Annotated in this window: 19 protein-coding genes; 18 read left to right on the top strand and 1 reads right to left on the bottom strand. The window is 59.0% G+C overall.

Annotated features, from left to right (window positions below):
• The first annotated feature begins 76 nt into the window (after window positions 1-76).
• The 17 genes from F8197_RS20510 to F8197_RS20435 all read left to right on the top strand — a co-directional run bounded on the left by F8197_RS20510 (window position 77) and on the right by F8197_RS20435 (window position 15,995).
• A complete protein-coding gene (locus F8197_RS20510) occupies window positions 77-2,149 on the top strand; it encodes a 3-hydroxybutyrate oligomer hydrolase family protein (RefSeq protein ID WP_152883372.1) in 2,073 nt (690 codons plus the stop codon).
• Window positions 2,150-2,558: 409 nt separating this feature from the next.
• The gene (locus tag F8197_RS20505; protein WP_373996926.1) at window positions 2,559-3,320 is read left to right on the top strand and encodes a sulfite exporter TauE/SafE family protein; all 762 of its coding nucleotides are present in this window, start codon (window positions 2,559-2,561) and stop codon (window positions 3,318-3,320) included.
• 183 nt (window positions 3,321-3,503) lie between these two features.
• Complete coding sequence (mnmG, locus tag F8197_RS20500) at window positions 3,504-5,441, top strand: tRNA uridine-5-carboxymethylaminomethyl(34) synthesis enzyme MnmG (protein WP_152883371.1); 1,938 nt, start codon at window positions 3,504-3,506, stop codon at window positions 5,439-5,441.
• Window positions 5,438-6,097, top strand: a complete 660-nt coding sequence (gene rsmG / locus F8197_RS20495) for a 16S rRNA (guanine(527)-N(7))-methyltransferase RsmG (RefSeq protein WP_056142643.1) — start codon at window positions 5,438-5,440, stop codon at window positions 6,095-6,097. Before mnmG ends, rsmG begins: the two co-directional genes overlap by 4 nt.
• A gap of 141 nt (window positions 6,098-6,238) precedes the next feature.
• Window positions 6,239-7,009: a ParA family protein gene (locus tag F8197_RS20490; protein WP_152883370.1), complete on the top strand. Its 771-nt coding sequence runs from the start codon at window positions 6,239-6,241 to the stop codon at window positions 7,007-7,009.
• Window positions 7,010-7,020: 11 nt separating this feature from the next.
• Window positions 7,021-7,905: a ParB/RepB/Spo0J family partition protein gene (locus F8197_RS20485; protein ID WP_019924047.1), complete on the top strand. Its 885-nt coding sequence runs from the start codon at window positions 7,021-7,023 to the stop codon at window positions 7,903-7,905.
• A gap of 279 nt (window positions 7,906-8,184) precedes the next feature.
• On the top strand, window positions 8,185-8,520 hold the full coding sequence (locus F8197_RS20480; protein ID WP_019924046.1) for an ATP synthase subunit I: 336 nt from the start codon (window positions 8,185-8,187) through the stop codon (window positions 8,518-8,520).
• 21 nt (window positions 8,521-8,541) lie between these two features.
• On the top strand, window positions 8,542-9,339 hold the full coding sequence (gene atpB / locus F8197_RS20475) for a F0F1 ATP synthase subunit A (RefSeq protein WP_026637683.1): 798 nt from the start codon (window positions 8,542-8,544) through the stop codon (window positions 9,337-9,339).
• Between the two features lie 71 nt (window positions 9,340-9,410).
• Window positions 9,411-9,680 (top strand): F0F1 ATP synthase subunit C, encoded by a 270-nt coding sequence (gene atpE / locus F8197_RS20470; protein ID WP_371851800.1) that lies wholly within the window; start codon window positions 9,411-9,413, stop codon window positions 9,678-9,680.
• 37 nt (window positions 9,681-9,717) lie between these two features.
• Window positions 9,718-10,188 carry a F0F1 ATP synthase subunit B gene (locus F8197_RS20465; RefSeq protein WP_026637682.1) on the top strand — a complete coding sequence of 157 codons (471 nt, stop codon included), beginning with the start codon at window positions 9,718-9,720 and terminating at the stop codon, window positions 10,186-10,188.
• Between the two features lie 2 nt (window positions 10,189-10,190).
• Window positions 10,191-10,724, top strand: a complete 534-nt coding sequence (locus F8197_RS20460) for a F0F1 ATP synthase subunit delta (RefSeq protein WP_152883369.1) — start codon at window positions 10,191-10,193, stop codon at window positions 10,722-10,724.
• A 68-nt stretch (window positions 10,725-10,792) separates the two neighbouring features.
• Window positions 10,793-12,334, top strand: a complete 1,542-nt coding sequence (gene atpA, locus F8197_RS20455) for a F0F1 ATP synthase subunit alpha (protein WP_152883368.1) — start codon at window positions 10,793-10,795, stop codon at window positions 12,332-12,334.
• Window positions 12,335-12,395: 61 nt separating this feature from the next.
• Window positions 12,396-13,271 (top strand): F0F1 ATP synthase subunit gamma, encoded by an 876-nt coding sequence (gene atpG / locus F8197_RS20450; RefSeq protein WP_019924040.1) that lies wholly within the window; start codon window positions 12,396-12,398, stop codon window positions 13,269-13,271.
• Between the two features lie 30 nt (window positions 13,272-13,301).
• Window positions 13,302-14,702 carry a F0F1 ATP synthase subunit beta gene (gene atpD, locus F8197_RS20445; protein ID WP_056142632.1) on the top strand — a complete coding sequence of 467 codons (1,401 nt, stop codon included), beginning with the start codon at window positions 13,302-13,304 and terminating at the stop codon, window positions 14,700-14,702.
• A 66-nt stretch (window positions 14,703-14,768) separates the two neighbouring features.
• Window positions 14,769-15,191, top strand: a complete 423-nt coding sequence (locus F8197_RS20440) for a F0F1 ATP synthase subunit epsilon (protein WP_026637681.1) — start codon at window positions 14,769-14,771, stop codon at window positions 15,189-15,191.
• 136 nt (window positions 15,192-15,327) lie between these two features.
• Entirely contained in the window at window positions 15,328-15,522 is a 195-nt protein-coding gene (locus F8197_RS28640; protein WP_193333493.1) for a hypothetical protein, read from the top strand.
• Window positions 15,513-15,995 (top strand): type II toxin-antitoxin system VapC family toxin, encoded by a 483-nt coding sequence (locus F8197_RS20435; RefSeq protein ID WP_152883367.1) that lies wholly within the window; start codon window positions 15,513-15,515, stop codon window positions 15,993-15,995. The genes F8197_RS28640 and F8197_RS20435 overlap by 10 nt, the downstream gene beginning before the upstream one ends.
• A gap of 3 nt (window positions 15,996-15,998) precedes the next feature.
• Here the strand turns inward: F8197_RS20435 and F8197_RS20430 are convergent, their stop codons facing one another.
• Window positions 15,999-16,826: an AraC family transcriptional regulator gene (locus F8197_RS20430; protein WP_152883366.1), complete on the bottom strand. Its 828-nt coding sequence runs from the start codon at window positions 16,824-16,826 to the stop codon at window positions 15,999-16,001.
• Between the two features lie 81 nt (window positions 16,827-16,907).
• Here F8197_RS20430 and F8197_RS20425 point away from each other — a divergent pair, with 81 nt between their 5' ends.
• Window positions 16,908-17,522: a glutathione S-transferase family protein gene (locus F8197_RS20425; protein ID WP_152883365.1), complete on the top strand. Its 615-nt coding sequence runs from the start codon at window positions 16,908-16,910 to the stop codon at window positions 17,520-17,522.
• Window positions 17,523-17,584 lie beyond the last annotated feature (62 nt).

Below are 17,584 nucleotides of genomic sequence, written 5' to 3'. Positions count from 1 at the left end.
TTTGGACGGGGTAAATTTCTGGCAGCAGTCTGGAGGGACTCTTTCCGTCCATCATTTACCAACCTGGAGGATGAGCATGAAAACCACGACACCTGTCTCCGCCGTTACGGCCGCTATTGCCACCCTGGCGTTGAGCGCCTGCGGATCGCACCATGGCCACCACGGCGAACCGAACGAAGCACCACGCTACCTGCGCGACATCAGCGTCGCCACCTACGATGGCGTATCGGATGATTTGCTGACCGGCGGCCTCGGCGCTTCCGGACTGACTGCCGCCGCGCCGGTTCCCGGCTATGCCGATCCACTCAATCCCACGCCGGCCGAGCTGCGTCGTAACGCCATCTATTTCAATTACCGGGCGATTGCCGACGTCAATCCCAACTCCGGCTATGGCCGCCTGTACGGTCCCAATGTCGATATCAACGGCGTACCCACCACCGGCGAGGGCAAGATCGCCGGTACCGAGTACATCGCCTACGCCGACGACGGCAGTGGCAAGCAGAATGTGACGGTCATGGTGCAGATACCGGACAGTTTCGATGTCAGCAACCCGTGCATCATCACCGGCGCCTCGAGCGGTTCGCGCGGCGTGTATGGGGCGATTGCCACAGCAGGCGAGTGGGGTCTCAAGCACAAGTGCGCGGTGGCTTATACGGACAAGGGTACCGGCACCGGCCTGTACACATTCGAGGATGACAGCGTGAACCTGCGCACCGGCGTGCGCGCACCACGTGCGACGGCCGGCAACAACGCCAATTTCTCTCCGACTATTACGGACGCCGAGCGTGCCGCGTTTGCTGCCGCGTACCCGGGCCGCATCGCATCGAAGCATGCGCATTCGCAGCAAAACCCGGAAAAGGACTGGGGCACGCACGTGCTGCAATCGGTGGAGTTCGCTTACTACGCGCTCAACGAAAAGTATGGCGAAGTGGGCAAGGACGGCAAGGGCCACCGCGTGCGCTTTACGCCGCGCAACACCATCACCATCGGCTCGAGCGTTTCCAACGGCGGCGCTGCCGCGCTGCTGGCGGCCGAGCAGGACCGCAAGGGCCTGATCACCGGCCTGGCGGTGAGCGAGCCGCAGATCCAGCCCAGGGACGCCACCAGCTACTCGGTGCGCCAGAACGGCACGCCGGTGACGGGGCAGGGCAAGCTGCTGATCGATTACTCGACGTATGCAGCGCTGTACCAGCCGTGCATTGCCGCCACGGCAGCGACGTCCGGCCGCTGCACGTCGCTGGTCGCCAAGGGTTTGCTGGCGGGCGCCGACCTGGCGGCGCAGCAGCTTGACGCCAGGGCGCGGCTGCGTGCCTATGGCTGGCTGGCGGAGTCCGATCCCTTGCAGGCAACTTATTCGCCAATCAATGTGCTGGTGGCTGTCACCTATACGTTTGCCTATGGCCGCTTCGCGCCCACCGACAAGGTGTGCGGCTTTACCTTCGGCCCGGTCGATGCGGCAGGCTTGCCCACCACGTTCACGGCGGCGCAAAAGGCGGCCAGCTTTGCCACCCAGAACGGCATCATCGGCACGCCGATCTACGAGGATTCGGTCGGCGGCGCCCGGTCGTATGCAGCGGGTGTTTCGCCCAGTACCAACCTGGCCGACCAGTCGCTTGACGGTTTCCTGTGCCTGCGGGCGCTGGCCACCGGCATCGATCCCGTCAACGGCAACGCGCTGACCGGCGCGCTTGCGGCACAGAGCAAGCGGGTACGCGATGGGGCCGCCGAGGTGGTTGCAAATGGCAAGCTGAACGGCAAACCGGCGATCATCGTCCATGGCCGCAGCGACACGCTGATGGTGGTGAACTTTACGTCGCGTGCGTACCTGGGACTGAACGCGGCAGCGGAAGGCTCGTCAAGCAAGCTGCGCTATATCGAGGTCACCAATGGCAACCACTTCGATGTGCTGACCAATGCGCTGCCGCAGTACGTGATCCCGCTGAACGTGTACCTGTTCCGTGCGCTCGACGCGATGATGGCGCATCTGCGCAGCAATGCCGCATTGCCGCCATCTCAAGTGGTGCGCACGACCACGCGGCCGGATAACACGGTGCCGTTGACGGAAGCGAGCCTGCCGCCGATTGCAGCAGCCCCGGCGCCAGCCAACGCGATCACTGTCAGCGGCACGACGGTGGACGTGCCGCAGTAAGTTTGGTATTCGGCGGCAGCGTAATGCGCTGCCGCCTTCTGCTTGTTTGTATTCCGTACTACCAACTGCGCACTGAGCAAGTTCCACTTAGCTTAACCCGCACCCGCACCCACTCGCAGCTACAGCCACATCGCCACGTCGCTGCACTGACCAGTATCGACACAGCAACCGAGTTGGGGACTCATCACATAGGTGCTTCGCTACTGGAATCTGTTGCCCATGCAATTTGCAGAGCTATGCCGAATCGGCATGATCTGCACGCGCTTTGGGCCGGAGTTCGTGGTAGTGCAGACGCTGCCGCCTGTTGCTCCTTCGTATCACTTGCCATTGCCATGCCATCTCGGCATGAAGCCTGGGGCCGGTTTTTCCGTACAATACAGCCTTGAAAAATTGACGGACGGCGGTAGCAGTGGATTACTTGATATTGGGTGTGGCCGCATTTGGCGCGGGACTGGTCGATGCGGTGGTGGGCGGCGGCGGGCTGATCCAGATGCCTGCGATTTTTTCGGTGTTCCCCAACACCGCGCCCGCCACCTTGATCGGCACCAATAAACTGGCGTCGATTTTCGGCACCAGCGTGGCGGCGGTCAGTTATGCGCGCCGCGTGGCGGTAGCCTGGACCGTCGCCGCACCAGCGGCGTTTGCCGCGCTGATCTTTTCCTTCCTCGGTGCCTACACGGTGACCAAGGTGTCGCCCGACTTTCTGCGCACAGCCTTGCCGGTGGTATTGCTGCTGGTGGCGATCTATACGTTTACCAAGAAAGACCTCGGTTCGGTGCACGCGCCGTTGCACACCGGGCGCAAGGAGCAAACGCTGGCGCTGATCATCGGCTCGGCGATCGGCTTTTACGACGGCTTCTTCGGTCCCGGCACTGGCAGCTTCCTGGTGTTCCTGTTCGTGCGGGTCTTCGGCTTCGACTTCCTCAGCGCGTCGGCGGTCAGCAAAATTGTCAACGTTGCCTGTAACTTTGCTGCGCTGGTGTGGTTCGGCTACAGCGGCCACCTGCTGTGGCAGTTGGGTCTGATGATGGCTGTGTGCCAGATTGCCGGCTCGGTGATCGGCACCGGCCTGGCGATGAAACATGGCAGCGGATTTGTCCGTAAACTGTTCCTGATCGTGGTGTCGGTGTTGATCGCCAAGACTGGGTACGACGCTTACCTGAGGTGGTAACGATGGCGTGATGTTTCACGTGGAACCAAAACCAGATCAAAGAGCAGGGCGTTTGTCGAAAGATGAGCGCCCTTTTTCAATGTTTCACGTGGAACCAAAGCAGAATATTTTTGCCTAAAAAAGTCGCAGCTACAAAAAGACTCTATAATTTGACCTTACTCCCTCCGCTTTAAAAATTCCATCATGTTATTTCCAACTTCATTCGACGTCATCGTTGTCGGCGGTGGTCACGCCGGCACCGAGGCCGCACTTGCTTCCGCCCGCATGGGCCAGAAGACTTTGCTCTTGACGCACAACATCGAGACACTGGGCCAGATGTCGTGCAATCCTTCCATCGGCGGTATCGGCAAAGGCCACCTGGTCAAGGAAGTCGATGCCATGGGTGGCGCGATGGCGATCGCTACCGACGAATCGGGCATCCAGTTCCGCATCCTGAATTCCTCGAAAGGCCCGGCAGTACGCGCCACGCGCGCCCAGGCTGATCGCATCTTGTACAAGGCAGCGATCCGTGCGCGCCTGGAAAACCAGCCAAACCTGTGGCTGTTCCAGCAGGCCGTCGATGACCTGATGGTGGAGGGCGACCGCGTGGTCGGCGCCGTTACCCAGATCGGCTTGAAGTTCCTGGCGCCAGCCGTGGTGCTGACCGCTGGTACTTTCCTCGACGGGAAAATCCACGTCGGGCTGCAAAACTACTCGGCCGGCCGTGCCGGCGATCCGCCAGCGATCTCGCTGTCGGCCCGTTTGAAAGAACTGAAACTGCCGCAAGGTCGTCTGAAAACCGGCACGCCACCGCGTCTCGACGGCCGCTCGATCGACTTCGCGCAAATGACCGAGCAGCCGGGCGACCTCGATCCGGTGCCGGTATTCTCGGTCATGGGCAACACCGCCATGCATCCGCAGCAGCTGCCGTGCTGGGTTACCCACACCAATAACGAAACCCACGACATCATTCGTGCCGGCCTCGATCGCAGCCCGATGTACACGGGCGTGATCGAAGGCGTGGGTCCGCGCTATTGCCCGTCGATCGAAGACAAGATCCACCGCTTTGCTTCGAAAGAATCGCACCAGATTTTCCTGGAGCCGGAAGGTCTCACGACCCACGAATTCTATCCAAACGGCATCTCGACCAGCCTGCCGTTCGACGTGCAAATCGCCTTGGTGCGTTCGATGAAGGGGCTGGAAAACGCCCACATCCTGCGTCCCGGCTATGCCATCGAATACGATTATTTCGACCCGCGCGGCCTGAAAGCATCGCTGGAAACCAAGGCCGTGGGCGGCCTGTATTTCGCCGGCCAGATCAATGGCACCACCGGTTACGAAGAAGCGGCAGCGCAGGGCATGTTGGCCGGCATCAACGCCGCGCTGCAAACCCAGGGCCGCGAAGCGTGGACCCCGGCGCGTTCGGAAGCATACTTGGGCGTGATGGTCGACGACCTGGTCACGCAAGGCGTGATGGAACCGTACCGCATGTTTACCAGCCGCGCCGAGTATCGCCTGAGCCTGCGCGAAGACAACGCCGACATGCGCCTGACCGAAATCGGCCGCAAATTGGGCTGCGTGGGCGACGCCCAGTGGGAGTCGTTCGACCGCAAGCGCGAGGCAGTTGCCCGTGAACTCGAGCGCCTGCGTTCCACGTGGGTCAATCCCCGCATCGTGGAAGCTGCCGAATCGGAACGCGTGATTGGCCAGGCTATCGAGCGCGAATACTCATTGGCCGACCTGCTGCGCCGCCCGGGCGTGGGCTACGACAAGCTGATGACCCTGTCCAGCATCGACGGCCGCGACCTGGCCGGCCCGGGCGTGACCGACGACGCCGTGCGCGAACAGATCGAAATCCAGCTCAAGTATTCGGGCTATATCGACCGCCAGACCAAGGAAGTTGAACGCCACGAGCACTACGAAAACCTCAAACTGCCGGAAGGTTTTAATTACCTGGACATCACCGCGCTGTCGGTGGAAGTACGCCAGAAACTGCATGCCCAGCGCCCCGAAACCCTGGGCCAGGCCTCGCGCATCTCCGGTGTGACGCCGGCGGCGATCTCGCTGCTGCTGGTCCATCTGAAAAAAGTGGGCTTTGGCGGCTTTTTGAACAAGGAGCAGAAAGACGAGGTGGCGCAATGAAGGTCTTTGATCGCGCCGTGGTTGCTGACGTGTTGCGCACCGGAATCGCCGGCCTTGACCTGGACCTGAGCGAGGCCCAGGTCGAGAAATTGCTCGACTACCTGGCCCTGCTGAACAAGTGGAATGCGGTGTACAACCTGACGTCGGTACGCGATCCTCTGCAGATGGTCACACTGCATTTGCTCGATTCGCTGGCCGCCGTTGCCGCGTTCAAAGACGCCAAAAACGTGCTCGACGTGGGCGCCGGCGGTGGCTTGCCCGGCATGGTGCTGGCCATCAGCCGGCCGGACATGAAGGTGTCGATGATCGACACCGTGCACAAGAAAACCGCGTTCCTGAACCAGGTCAAAGCGGAGCTGGAACTGACCAATGTGACGGTGTACACCAAGCGCGTGGAGCAGCTGGAAGTCAAAACCAAGTTCGACGTGATCACCTCGCGCGCCTTTGCCGACCTGTCCGACTTCGTCAACTGGTCGGGCCATTTGCTGGAGCAGGGCGGCCAGTTCATCGCCCTGAAAGGCACGGCGCCAGCGGAGGAACGAGAGCGGCTGCCGGAGCCATGGAAGGTGCAGAAACTGCAGCCTTTGCAGGTGCCGGGGCTGGAGGCGGAGCGCCATCTGGTGTTCATAAAATCAGAACACGCAGAAACAGTATAAATGGTTTAAATCGTATAAATCGTATAAATCGTATAAATCGTATAAATCGTATAAATCGTTTATATCAAATAAACGGTATAAATCATTTAAACCGTATAAATAATTTGTTGGAAAATTCTGTAGGAAGACGATAAAAAATACATGGCGAAAATTTTCTGCGTAGCGAATCAGAAGGGCGGGGTGGGCAAGACTACCACCACCGTCAACCTGGCGGCCGGACTGGCAAAGCTGAACCAGCGCGTGCTGCTGGTGGACCTGGACCCGCAGGGCAACGCCACCATGGGCGCCGGCATCAACAAGGCCGGCCTGACCGCCTCCACCTACGAGGTGATGCTGGGCGAGTCCGACGTGGCTACCGCGCGCCTGCGCTCGGAGGCAGGCAGGTTCGACGTGCTGCCATCGAATCGCGAGCTGGCCGGCGCCGAGGTGGAGATGGTGGCGCTCGATAACCGCGAGCGACGCCTCAAGCTCGCGCTAGCGGCGGTGGACAAGGACTACGACTTCATCCTGATCGATTGTCCGCCGGCATTGTCGATGCTCACCCTGAACGGCCTGTGCGCCGCGCACGGCGTGATCATCCCGATGCAGTGCGAGTACTACGCGCTCGAAGGCTTGTCCGACCTGGTCAACACCATCAAGAAGGTGCACGCCAACCTTAACCAGGATCTGAAGATCATCGGCCTGTTGCGCGTGATGTTCGATCCGCGCATGACGCTGTCGCAGCAGGTCTCGGCCCAGCTCGAACAGCACTTCGGCGACAAGGTCTTCAAAACCATCATCCCGCGCAACGTGCGTCTGGCCGAAGCGCCGTCGTATGGCATGCCCGGCGTCACGTTCGATCCATCGTCCAAGGGCGCGCAGGCGTATATCGCTTTTGGCGCCGAGATGGTCGAACGCATCAAGAAAATGTAAGGCACCTATTTATGGCAACCAAAAAACTCAAGGGCCTGGGCCGCGGTCTAGACGCGCTGCTTGGCGGCAGCGACGACAAGGCGGCGGACGCCAACACGCCATCCGAATTGCCGGTCACGCAAATGCAGGCCGGTAAATACCAGCCGCGCACGCGCATGGACGAGGGCGGCCTGCAGGAACTGGCGGCATCGATCAAAACCCAGGGCATCATGCAGCCGATCCTGGTGCGCCCGGTCGGCACCGATCCGCTGACCGGCGCGGTCACGTACGAGATCATTGCTGGCGAACGCCGTTTCCGCGCAGCGCAACTGGCCGGACTGGACGTGCTGCCGGTATTGGTGCGCAACGTCGATGACCAGGCTGCCGCTGCCATGGCGCTGATCGAGAACATGCAGCGCGAGGACCTCAATCCGCTGGAAGAAGCGCAAGGCATCCACCGCCTGATCACCGATTTCAGTTTTACCCATGAACAGGCTGCCAACGCGGTGGGCCGTTCACGCAGCGCCGTGTCGAACCTGCTGCGCCTGATGAACCTGGCGTCGAGCGTGCAAACCATGCTGATGGCCGGCGATATCGACATGGGCCACGCACGCGCGTTGCTGGCAGTCGATGCGGCCACGCAAATCAACCTGGCCAACACGGTAGTTGCCAAACGATTATCGGTACGCGAAACGGAAAAACTGGTGACGCGCACGCTGGAAGAGCAACAGGCGGCGCCGGCCGAGGCGCGGCAAAAGGAAAAGTCCGGAGATATCACCAGGCTGGAAGAAGAACTGTCGGACAAGCTGGCCACGCCGGTGGTCTTCAAGATGGGCAGCAAGGGACGCGGCCAGATGATTATCGACTTTGCCGACCTCGATATCCTCGATGGCGTGCTGGCAAGACTGCGTGCGTGAGCCAGCACGAGGAAAAATGGGAAATGACAGCGGATCGCAGCATTGTTGATTTCAAATCACAAATAAGCTGTTTTCTCCCTTTTACCTCATCCGGCGCCAAAGTGGTGCAACACGATTGGAAATGTTTGTAAAAGCGTCTCTTTCGCGCACTATATGCTCTGGTGCGGTGCAGCATGTTTGACGTGATACAGGAAAGACACATATAATCACGCGTCTTTGAGTTTATCGGCAATTTTTTGGAGCCTCGCAGTGATTAAAACGACGAGTGTTTCGAGGCCGATGTTTAAAGTCGTCGCCCTCCAGTTGGCCATCGCAACTGGATTCGCCTTGCTCGCCTGGAACCTGGGTGGAGTACTCAAAGCATGGTCGGCCGCCTATGGCGGAGCAATCGCAGTCATCGGTAGCCTGGTGTACGCGATGATTGTCATGGGCGCAACGAATGATCCAAAAAAGACTTTCCGGACGCATTTTCGCGCGGAAATGGTCAAGTTTTCCATCACTGCAGCGCTGTTTATTGTCGCGCTGGTGCTATTTTCATCGGCCGCTTGGTTATGGCTGATCTTAGGTTTCGCGGTGGCAACCATGGCGTATTGGTTTGCACTGCTTGCAGTTTAATTAACAAAATCTGACGACATTATGACCACTGAACACGGGGGGCACTCAGCCCCGGCTAACGCCACAGAATACATCAAGCACCACTTGCAACATCTGCAAACCAGCGATGGCATGTTTAACCTGGACACGTTCTGGGTTTCGGCCATCCTGGGCGCGATTTTCCTCGGTGTCTTCTACATGGCTTCGCGCCGCGCCACCGCTGGCGTGCCGGGCAAGCTGCAAAACTTCGTCGAACTGGTCATGGAACTGGTGAACGACACTGTTAATAGCGCGTTCCACGCCAAAAGCGCGGTGATCGCACCATTGGCCATCACCATTTTCGTCTGGGTGTGGCTGATGAACGCCATGGACTTCCTGCCGGTGGACCTGTTGCCGAAGGCACTGGAGTTCTTCGGCGTGTACAACCTGCGTGTGGTACCAACCGCCGACGCCAACCTGACCTTCGCCCTGTCGCTGTCGGTCCTGCTGTGCATCTTCGGTTTCTCGATCAAAGCCAAGGGCCTCGGCGGTTACGCCAAGGAGCTGTTCACGGCGCCATTCCATGCAACCGGCTTCGCAGCCATCTTGCTGGCACCGGTCAACTTCCTGCTGCAAATGGTTGAATTGTTCGCCAAGCCAGTTTCGCTGGCACTGCGACTGTTCGGCAATATGTATGCCGGCGAACTGATTTTCATCTTGATCGCGTTGTTGCCTTGGTGGGCGCAGTGGCTGTTGGGTGGTCCATGGGCAATCTTCCACATCTTGATTGTAACTTTGCAAGCTTTTGTGTTTATGGCGTTGACGGTTGTGTATCTGGCCCTTGCGGTTGAGAAGCACTAATCACCAACTTTATAGTTTTATTTTTTAGTATCTTTCGTTTTTTAAATTAGGAGAAATATATGCAAGCTCTGATCGCACAAGTACAAGGCATGACCGTTCTGGCAGTCGCTATCATCATTGGCCTGGCCGCTATCGGCACCGCACTGGGCTTCGCCATTCTGGGCGGCAAATTCCTGGAAGCGTCGGCACGTCAACCAGAACTGATGCCACAACTGCAAACCAAGCTGTTCGTTATCGCTGGTCTGCTGGATGCGATCTCGATGATCGGCGTTGGTGTTGCTCTGCTGTTCACGTTCAACAACCCATTCCTGACCGCTGTTATCGCCGCTGCTGGCCAGTAATACTGCTCCAACCGGGGAAACTAATTAGGAGCAAGGTATGAACGTTAATATGTCGCTCATCGGCCAGATGATCACCTTCGCGGTGCTCGTATGGTTCTCGATGAAATTCGTATTCCCGGCGCTGAACACCGCGCTGGACGAGCGTGCCAAGCGTATCGCCGATGGTCTGGCAGCTGCCGACCAAGGCAAGGCTTCGATGGCAGTCGCTGAAAAGCGCGCTGCAGAAGCCCTGACCTCCGCCCGTGACGAAGCTGCCCAGCGCGTCGCGGACGCAGAAAAGCGTGCGCAACTGGTCGCAGAAGAAATCAAGACCAACGCCAAAGCTGAAGCCGACCGCATCATTGCGCAAGCCAAAGCTGAAGCCGATCAGCAAGTTACCCAAGCCCGCGAAGCACTGCGCGCACAAGTAGCCGACCTGGCCGTTAAAGGCGCCGAGCAGATCCTGAAGCGCGAAGTCAACGCGTCGGCCCACGCCGACCTGCTGGCCCGCCTCGCGACTGAGCTGTAATCATGGCTGAACTCGCAACCGTCGCCCGTCCTTACGCGGAAGCCCTCTTCCGCGTAGCCCAAGCCGGCAACCTCGCGCAGTGGTCCGATCTGGTGTCCGAAATGGCCCAGATCGGCAGCAACGCCGATGTCCAGGACTATGCCCGCAATCCGAAAGTGTCGGAGAGCGATATCGCCGCCACCATCGCGTCGCTGGTGAAATCGCCGATGACCGCAGAAGCGAATAACTTCCTCGGCATGGTGGTCGCCAATGGCCGTATCGAATTGCTGCCGGAAATCGGTGCCCAGTTCCAACTGCTCAAAAACAGTGCAGAAGGTGCAGCGGACGCCGAGATCACGAGCGCGTTCGATCTGAGCGCCGCCCAGGTGTCCGATCTGGTCGCCACGCTGGAAAAGAAATTCAGCCGCAAGCTTAACCCGACTGTCACGGTCGACCCATCGTTGATCGGTGGTGTGCGCGTGGTGGTTGGCGACGAAGTGCTCGACACTTCGGTCCGCGCCAAGCTGCAACAGATGCACGTCGCGCTGGTTCAGTAAGAACCCGCTGGCTACGGCAGACCAAACATACCCTCGCGCAAGCGGAGAGAACTAAATTAGGAGTTAGCATGCAACTCAACCCATCTGAAATCAGCGAGCTGATCAAGAGCCGGATTCAAGGCATTGACAGCGGCGCTGAAGTGCGCAATCAAGGCACGGTGATTTCCGTAGCCGACGGTATCTGCCGCATCCACGGTCTGTCGGACGTAATGCAAGGCGAGATGCTGGAATTCCCAGGCAATACCTTCGGCCTGGCAATGAACCTGGAGCGCGACTCCGTCGGTTCCGTGATTCTGGGTGCTTACGAGCACATCTCGGAAGGCGACACGGTCAAGTGCACCGGCCGCATCCTGGAAGTACCAGTCGGTCCGGAACTGCGTGGCCGCGTGGTCAACGCCCTGGGCCAGCCAATCGACGGCAAAGGTCCTGTCGATGCCAAGCTGACCTCGCCAATCGAAAAGATCGCACCGGGCGTTATCGCCCGTGAATCCGTTTCGCAGCCGATGCAAACCGGCCTGAAATCGATCGACGCGATGGTACCAATTGGCCGTGGCCAGCGCGAGCTGATCATTGGCGACCGTCAAACCGGTAAGTCCGCCGTTGCGGTTGATGCGATCATCAACCAAAAAGGTCAGGGCATGACCTGTATCTACGTGGCGATCGGCCAAAAAGCCTCGACCATCAAGAACATCGTGCGTTCGCTGGAACAGCACGGCGCCATGGAATACACGATCGTCGTCGCGGCTACCGCGGCGGAATCGGCGGCCATGCAGTACATCTCGGCATACTCGGGTTGCACCATGGGAGAATACTTCCGCGACCGCGGTGAAGACGCCCTGATCGTGTACGATGACCTGTCGAAGCAAGCAGTTGCCTACCGTCAGATCTCGTTGCTGCTGCGCCGCCCACCAGGCCGCGAAGCGTATCCAGGCGACGTGTTCTACCTGCACTCGCGCCTGCTGGAACGCGCAGCCCGCGTGAACGCCGACTACGTGTCCGCCTTCACCAACGGCGCCGTTACCGGCAAAACCGGTTCGCTGACCGCTCTGCCGATCATCGAAACCCAGGCTGGCGACGTTTCGGCATTCGTGCCAACCAACGTGATTTCGATCACCGACGGTCAGATCTTCCTGGAAACTTCGCTGTTCAACTCGGGTATCCGCCCTGCGATTAACGCCGGTATTTCGGTGTCGCGCGTTGGTGGTGCTGCTCAGACCAAGGTCATCAAAAACCTGTCCGGCGGTATCCGTACCGATTTGGCCCAGTACCGTGAACTGGCTGCGTTCGCGCAGTTCGCGTCCGACCTGGACGAATCGACCCGCAAACAGCTGGACCGCGGTGCCCGCGTGACCGAGCTGCTCAAGCAAGCTCAGTACTCGCCACTGTCGATCTCGCTGATGGCTGCCTCGCTGTTCGCTGTGAACAAAGGCTACCTGGACGACGTCGAAGTGAAGAAAGTACTGCCATTCGAAGCCGGCCTGCACGCTTACCTGAAGACCAAGCAAGCTGACCTGCTGTCGAAGATTGAATCGTCGAAGCAACTGGACAAAGACGGCGAAGCATCGCTGGCTGCCGCCATTGCCGACTTCAAGAAATCCGGCGCATTTTAAGGTGCTTGACGGCGCCGGGGTTCGCCCCGCGCCGTCCTCAGCGCAGAAGGAGTAAGGACTCATGGCAGTAGGCAAAGAGATACGTGGCAAGATCAAGAGCGTAGAAAATACGAAGAAGATCACCAAGGCGATGGAAATGGTTGCCGCATCGAAAATGCGCAAAGCGCAGGATCGTATGCGCGCCGCCCGTCCCTACAGTGAAAAGATTCGCAATATCGCCGCCAATCTGGCCGCCGCCAATCCGGAATACACGCACCCGTTCCTGGCTGTAGAGCAAAAGGACACGGCCAAGAAAGTTGGCTTCATCGTGGTCACGACCGACAAAGGTCTGTGCGGCGGTATGAACACCAACATCTTGCGCATGGTGACGCAGAAATCCCGCGAGCTGGAAACGGCTGGCAACAAGATTGCGGCAGTTGCCATCGGTAACAAAGGTTTGGGGTTTTTGAATCGCGTAGGCGTTCCTGTGGTCGCGCAAGTGACCCAGATCGGCGACACGCCGCACCTGGAAAAATTGATCGGACCCGTCAAGGTCATGCTCGAGAAGTTCCAGAACGGTGAAGTTGACGCCGTGTACATCTGCTACACCAAGTTTATCAACACCATGAAGCAGGAGCCGGTTGTGGAGCAGTTGCTGCCACTGCCAGCTGCCAAGACTCAGGCGGACGCAGGTAATCACAATTGGGATTACATCTACGAACCTGACGCGGCTGCGGTGATTGACGAACTGCTCGAGCGCTATGTTGAAGCGCTGGTGTACCAGTCGGTCGCGGAAAATCTGGCGTCCGAGCAATCGGCGCGCATGGTGGCGATGAAAGCGGCCAGCGACAACGCTGGTAGCGTCATCGGTGAACTGAAGCTGATCTATAACAAGACGCGTCAGGCTGCGATTACCAAAGAACTCTCCGAAATCGTCGCCGGTGCGGCAGCGGTTTAAACGAATTTAACTATATTTGAAGGAACGAACATGGCTGATGGCAAAATCGTTCAGTGTATCGGCGCTGTGGTGGACGTTGAGTTTCCACGCAACGCGATGCCCAAGGTATTCGATGCCTTGAAAATGGAAGGCTCCGAGCTGACCCTGGAAGTACAACAGCAGCTGGGCGACGGCATTGTCCGTACCATTGCGCTGGGTACCTCCGACGGCCTGCGTCGCGGCATGATGATCCAGAACACCGGCAAACCCATCATGGTGCCAGTCGGTAAAGCAACCCTGGGTCGCATCATGGACGTGCTGGGTAACCCGATCGACGAATGCGGCCCAGTCGCTCACGACCAGATCGCTTCGATCCACCGCGCTCCTCCTGCGTACGACGAACTGTCGCCATCGCAAGATCTGCTGGAAACCGGCATTAAAGTTATTGACCTGGTGTGCCCGTTCGCCAAAGGCGGTAAAGTCGGTCTGTTCGGCGGTGCAGGTGTCGGCAAGACCGTGAACATGATGGAACTGATCAACAACATCGCTAAAGCGCACTCGGGTCTGTCCGTGTTCGCCGGTGTGGGTGAGCGTACCCGTGAAGGTAACGACTTCTACCACGAGATGGCTGACGCGAAAGTGGTCGATCTGGAAAATCCAGAGAACTCCAAGGTAGCGATGGTGTACGGTCAGATGAATGAACCACCAGGCAACCGTCTGCGCGTTGCGCTGACCGGTCTGACCATGGCGGAAGCATTCCGTGACGAAGGCAAAGACGTTCTGTTCTTCGTGGACAACATCTACCGCTTCACGCTGGCCGGTACCGAAGTATCGGCACTGCTGGGCCGTATGCCATCGGCTGTGGGTTACCAGCCTACGTTGGCCGAAGAAATGGGCCGTCTGCAAGAGCGCATCACTTCGACCAAGACCGGTTCGATCACCTCGATCCAGGCCGTGTATGTGCCAGCGGATGACTTGACCGACCCGTCGCCTGCTACCACCTTCGGTCACCTGGATTCGACCGTGGTTCTGTCGCGTGACATCGCTTCGCTCGGTATCTACCCTGCGGTCGATCCACTGGACTCGACCTCGCGCCAGCTGGACCCGCTGGTCGTTGGCCAGGACCACTACGACACCGCACGCGCCGTTCAAGGCACGCTGCAGCGTTACAAGGAACTGCGCGACATTATCGCGATTCTGGGTATGGACGAGCTGGCTCCTGAAGACAAGCTGCTGGTATCGCGCGCTCGTAAGATGCAGCGTTTCCTGTCGCAGCCGTTCCACGTTGCTGAAGTATTCACCGGCGCGCCTGGTAAATACGTTTCGCTGAAAGACACGATCAAGGGCTTCAAAATGATCGCGTCGGGCGAACTCGACCACCTGCCGGAACAAGCGTTCTACATGGTAGGCACGATCGAAGAAGCCATCGAAAAAGCCAAAAAACTCAACTAATCGTTGAGCTAATTGTTGAGTGCGGTCCTGGCGTTTGCCGGGGCCGTTCCATCCGATAGGACACACATGGCAAACACTATTCACGTTGACGTGGTTTCCGCCGAGGAGTTGATCTACTCGGGCGAAGCCGAATTCGTCGCGTTGCCGGGCGAACAGGGCGAGCTGGGTATCTACCCGAAGCACACGCCGCTGATCACCCGCATCCGCCCGGGCGCGGTGCGCATCAAGGTTCCTGGCCGTGCTGAAGAAGAGTTCGTCTTCGTCGCCGGCGGCCTGCTGGAAGTGCAGCCGAACGCCGTGACGGTGCTGGCCGATACCGCAATCCGCGGCGCCGACCTGGACGAAGCCAAAGCGGCAGCGGCCAAGAAGCGTGCCGAAGAAGCGCTGGCCAACACCGGCGCCGGCATCGACTACGCGAAAGCGCAAGCCGAACTGGCAGCAGCGGTAGGCCAACTGGCCGCCATCGCCAAACTGCGCGCCAAGCACTAAGCAGCGGCAACGCAACAGCAGTACAGCAAAAAGGCAGCTTCGGCTGCCTTTTTTATTGCATAACGGTGGTGGCGACATTCGCGATGGATTGCGTTACACTGGTCGTATTGATCAAAATTTGAGCAGGTGGCTCATCATGACAACCACTCAGCGTAAGACCTCGCCGACCACAGCGGTTAAGAGCGCACCCAACTATCCCGATACCCCCGAAGGCCGACGGGCACGCCGTGCTGCCGCGTTGGCGAAAGCTGCGGGCATTTGGAAAGATCGCACGGATATTCCTAAAGACGGTTTGGAATACCAACGGATGATGCGGGAAGAATGGCGCTAGTCCTTTTCGACAGCAACATTATTATCGATTACCTCAACGGGATCGGAGAGGCGCGCGACGAGCTGACATATTGGGATGAGCCTGCTATTAGTGTCGTGTCCTGGATGGAGGTTCGCGCCAATATCAAGCCGGATGAAGAAGACAGGTTTGAGCTGCTATTTAGTGACGGTGATTTTGAAATCATCCGCATTGATGATGCCATTATGACTGCCGCCGCCAAGATACGTACAGAAGGTATCCGGCAAGGGCCAAAAATCGCCTTGATGGACGCAATTATCAAAGCAACTGCACAGGTGTACAACCTTACCGTTATTACTCGGAATACAAAAGACTTCAAGGGCCCTAACGTTCGGGTGCCATATGAAATTGAGACATTAACATTGACGCGTATCGTCAATGTTCGCTCACCCGAACCTCCAGCTTCGGCGGCTTCCGATCGAAAAAAGACTTCTTCCAGAAAGCCCCCGTCCTGAACGTCAGGATTTGCAGCTCTCACGGTAATGCGCTGGCGGCTTGCCCACCAGTTCTTCGAAATCCGACGTGAAATGTGCCTGGTCGTAGTAGCCAAGATTCTGCGCCAGCGTGGCCAGGTCGATGTCGTCGCCGTTGCCCAGCTGGTCGGCGGCGTCGAGCAGGCGGTTGCGGCGGATGACCCACTTGGGTGTGGCACCCACGACCTCGCGAAACAGCGTCTGCAAGGCGCGCACGCTGGTGCCCAGGCGCTCGGCCAGTTGCGCAACCTGGGTTATTTCGGGATGCTGCCTGATCAGTTCCATGGTCTTTGCAACCCGTTCAATGCCAGGGTCCAGCTGTGCCGGCAGCGCACGGCGGAAAATCGCGTTGGCGGCTGCCACCATGGCTGTGTCATCGCCGGCGTCGGCGGCATCGAGCACGCTGCGTTCATGTTCTTCATCAGCGCCGCCAAACACTGCCGAGACCGGCATTTGCAGGTTGGTGATGGTTTGCACGGCACGTTTTAAAAAGCCGCGAAATGCACCCGGGCGAAAGCGTGCGCCAAGCACGGCGCCCTTGCCGGTCAGGGTATATTCAAAAGATCCCGTCATCACGCCGAACGTCGCGCTGCGGCCGCGGTCAAACACGACCTGGATGCATGGCGAGGGCAAGGTGCGTTGTACGTGCACCACCCCAGGCGGCAAATCCCATGCGACCATCCAGTACCACTCGATATATGGCGCCAGGTCGGGCGGGGCGGCGTAGCGCTCGAGGCGGAACCGCTGGCCCACGGCAGCCGGGTTGACCACGCCCTTGTAGCGGTCTTGCAGCGTCAGCGGTGTCGTTGTCATCGTGGTTATCCGATTGTGCGCGTTTTTCCAAGACTGCCATCTTAGCAGCAGCTATCGTCAGGTTTTCACCAGGAGATCATCATGGACCAACTGATTTTTCATCACTGCCCCAACTCGCGTTCGACCGGCGTGCTCGCGCTGCTCGAGGAGCTGCACGCACCGTACGAACTGCACGTCATGAACATGAAGCGCGGCGAAAACCGCGCGCCGGCCTACCTGGCGATCAACCCGATGGGCAAGGTGCCCGCCATCGAGCACAACGGTGCCCTGGTCACCGAGCAGGTGGCGATTTATCTCTACCTGGCCGACCTGTTCCCGGCTGCCAAACTGGCGCCGCCGATCGGCGATCCGCTGCGCGGCCCTTACCTGCGCTGGATGGCGTTCTATGGCAGCTGCTTCGAGCCGGCGCTGATCGACAACTGGATGCAGCGCGCGGCGGTCGACAAGGCCATGAACGGCTATGGCGACTTCGACGATGTGTTTAACACCCTGGTCGCGCAGTTGGGGCGCGGTCCGTGGATGCTCGGCGACCGGTTCACCGCGCTCGACGTGCTGTGGGGGACGTCGCTGGCCTGGATGACCAAGCTGCCCAAGCGCGACGAAATCATCGACTATGTCGCGCGGGTGAAGGCGCGTCCGGCGATTCAAACCGCGCAACAGAAGGACCAGGAACTCGCTGCCGCCCAGCCTGATTGATGCCGTTGATTTCTGCGGTAGCTCATGCCATGATCGGCGCCCGTCCAGTCTGAAAGTTGTCG

The organism is Duganella sp. FT27W, assembly GCF_009295655.1.
GTDB lineage: Bacteria > Pseudomonadota > Gammaproteobacteria > Burkholderiales > Burkholderiaceae_D > Rugamonas > Rugamonas zoogloeoides.
This window is presented reverse-complemented; position numbering and strand designations above follow the sequence as displayed.

Bases quoted from the DNA above. Each gene is read 5' to 3' on its own strand.
- F8197_RS20510 (WP_152883372.1), top strand. From the start codon at position 77: ATGAAAACCACGACACCTGTCTCCGCCGTTACGGCCGCTATTGCCACC.
- mnmG (WP_152883371.1), top strand. From the start codon at position 3,504: ATGTTATTTCCAACTTCATTCGACGTCATCGTTGTCGGCGGTGGTCAC.
- rsmG (WP_056142643.1), top strand. From the start codon at position 5,438: ATGAAGGTCTTTGATCGCGCCGTGGTTGCTGACGTGTTGCGCACCGGA.
- F8197_RS20490 (WP_152883370.1), top strand. From the start codon at position 6,239: ATGGCGAAAATTTTCTGCGTAGCGAATCAGAAGGGCGGGGTGGGCAAG.
- F8197_RS20485 (WP_019924047.1), top strand. From the start codon at position 7,021: ATGGCAACCAAAAAACTCAAGGGCCTGGGCCGCGGTCTAGACGCGCTG.
- F8197_RS20480 (WP_019924046.1), top strand. From the start codon at position 8,185: ATGTTTAAAGTCGTCGCCCTCCAGTTGGCCATCGCAACTGGATTCGCC.
- atpB (WP_026637683.1), top strand. From the start codon at position 8,542: ATGACCACTGAACACGGGGGGCACTCAGCCCCGGCTAACGCCACAGAA.
- F8197_RS20465 (WP_026637682.1), top strand. From the start codon at position 9,718: ATGAACGTTAATATGTCGCTCATCGGCCAGATGATCACCTTCGCGGTG.
- F8197_RS20460 (WP_152883369.1), top strand. From the start codon at position 10,191: ATGGCTGAACTCGCAACCGTCGCCCGTCCTTACGCGGAAGCCCTCTTC.
- atpA (WP_152883368.1), top strand. From the start codon at position 10,793: ATGCAACTCAACCCATCTGAAATCAGCGAGCTGATCAAGAGCCGGATT.
- atpG (WP_019924040.1), top strand. From the start codon at position 12,396: ATGGCAGTAGGCAAAGAGATACGTGGCAAGATCAAGAGCGTAGAAAAT.
- atpD (WP_056142632.1), top strand. From the start codon at position 13,302: ATGGCTGATGGCAAAATCGTTCAGTGTATCGGCGCTGTGGTGGACGTT.
- F8197_RS20440 (WP_026637681.1), top strand. From the start codon at position 14,769: ATGGCAAACACTATTCACGTTGACGTGGTTTCCGCCGAGGAGTTGATC.
- F8197_RS28640 (WP_193333493.1), top strand. From the start codon at position 15,328: ATGACAACCACTCAGCGTAAGACCTCGCCGACCACAGCGGTTAAGAGC.
- F8197_RS20435 (WP_152883367.1), top strand. From the start codon at position 15,513: ATGGCGCTAGTCCTTTTCGACAGCAACATTATTATCGATTACCTCAAC.
- F8197_RS20430 (WP_152883366.1), bottom strand. From the start codon at position 16,826: ATGACAACGACACCGCTGACGCTGCAAGACCGCTACAAGGGCGTGGTC.
- F8197_RS20425 (WP_152883365.1), top strand. From the start codon at position 16,908: ATGGACCAACTGATTTTTCATCACTGCCCCAACTCGCGTTCGACCGGC.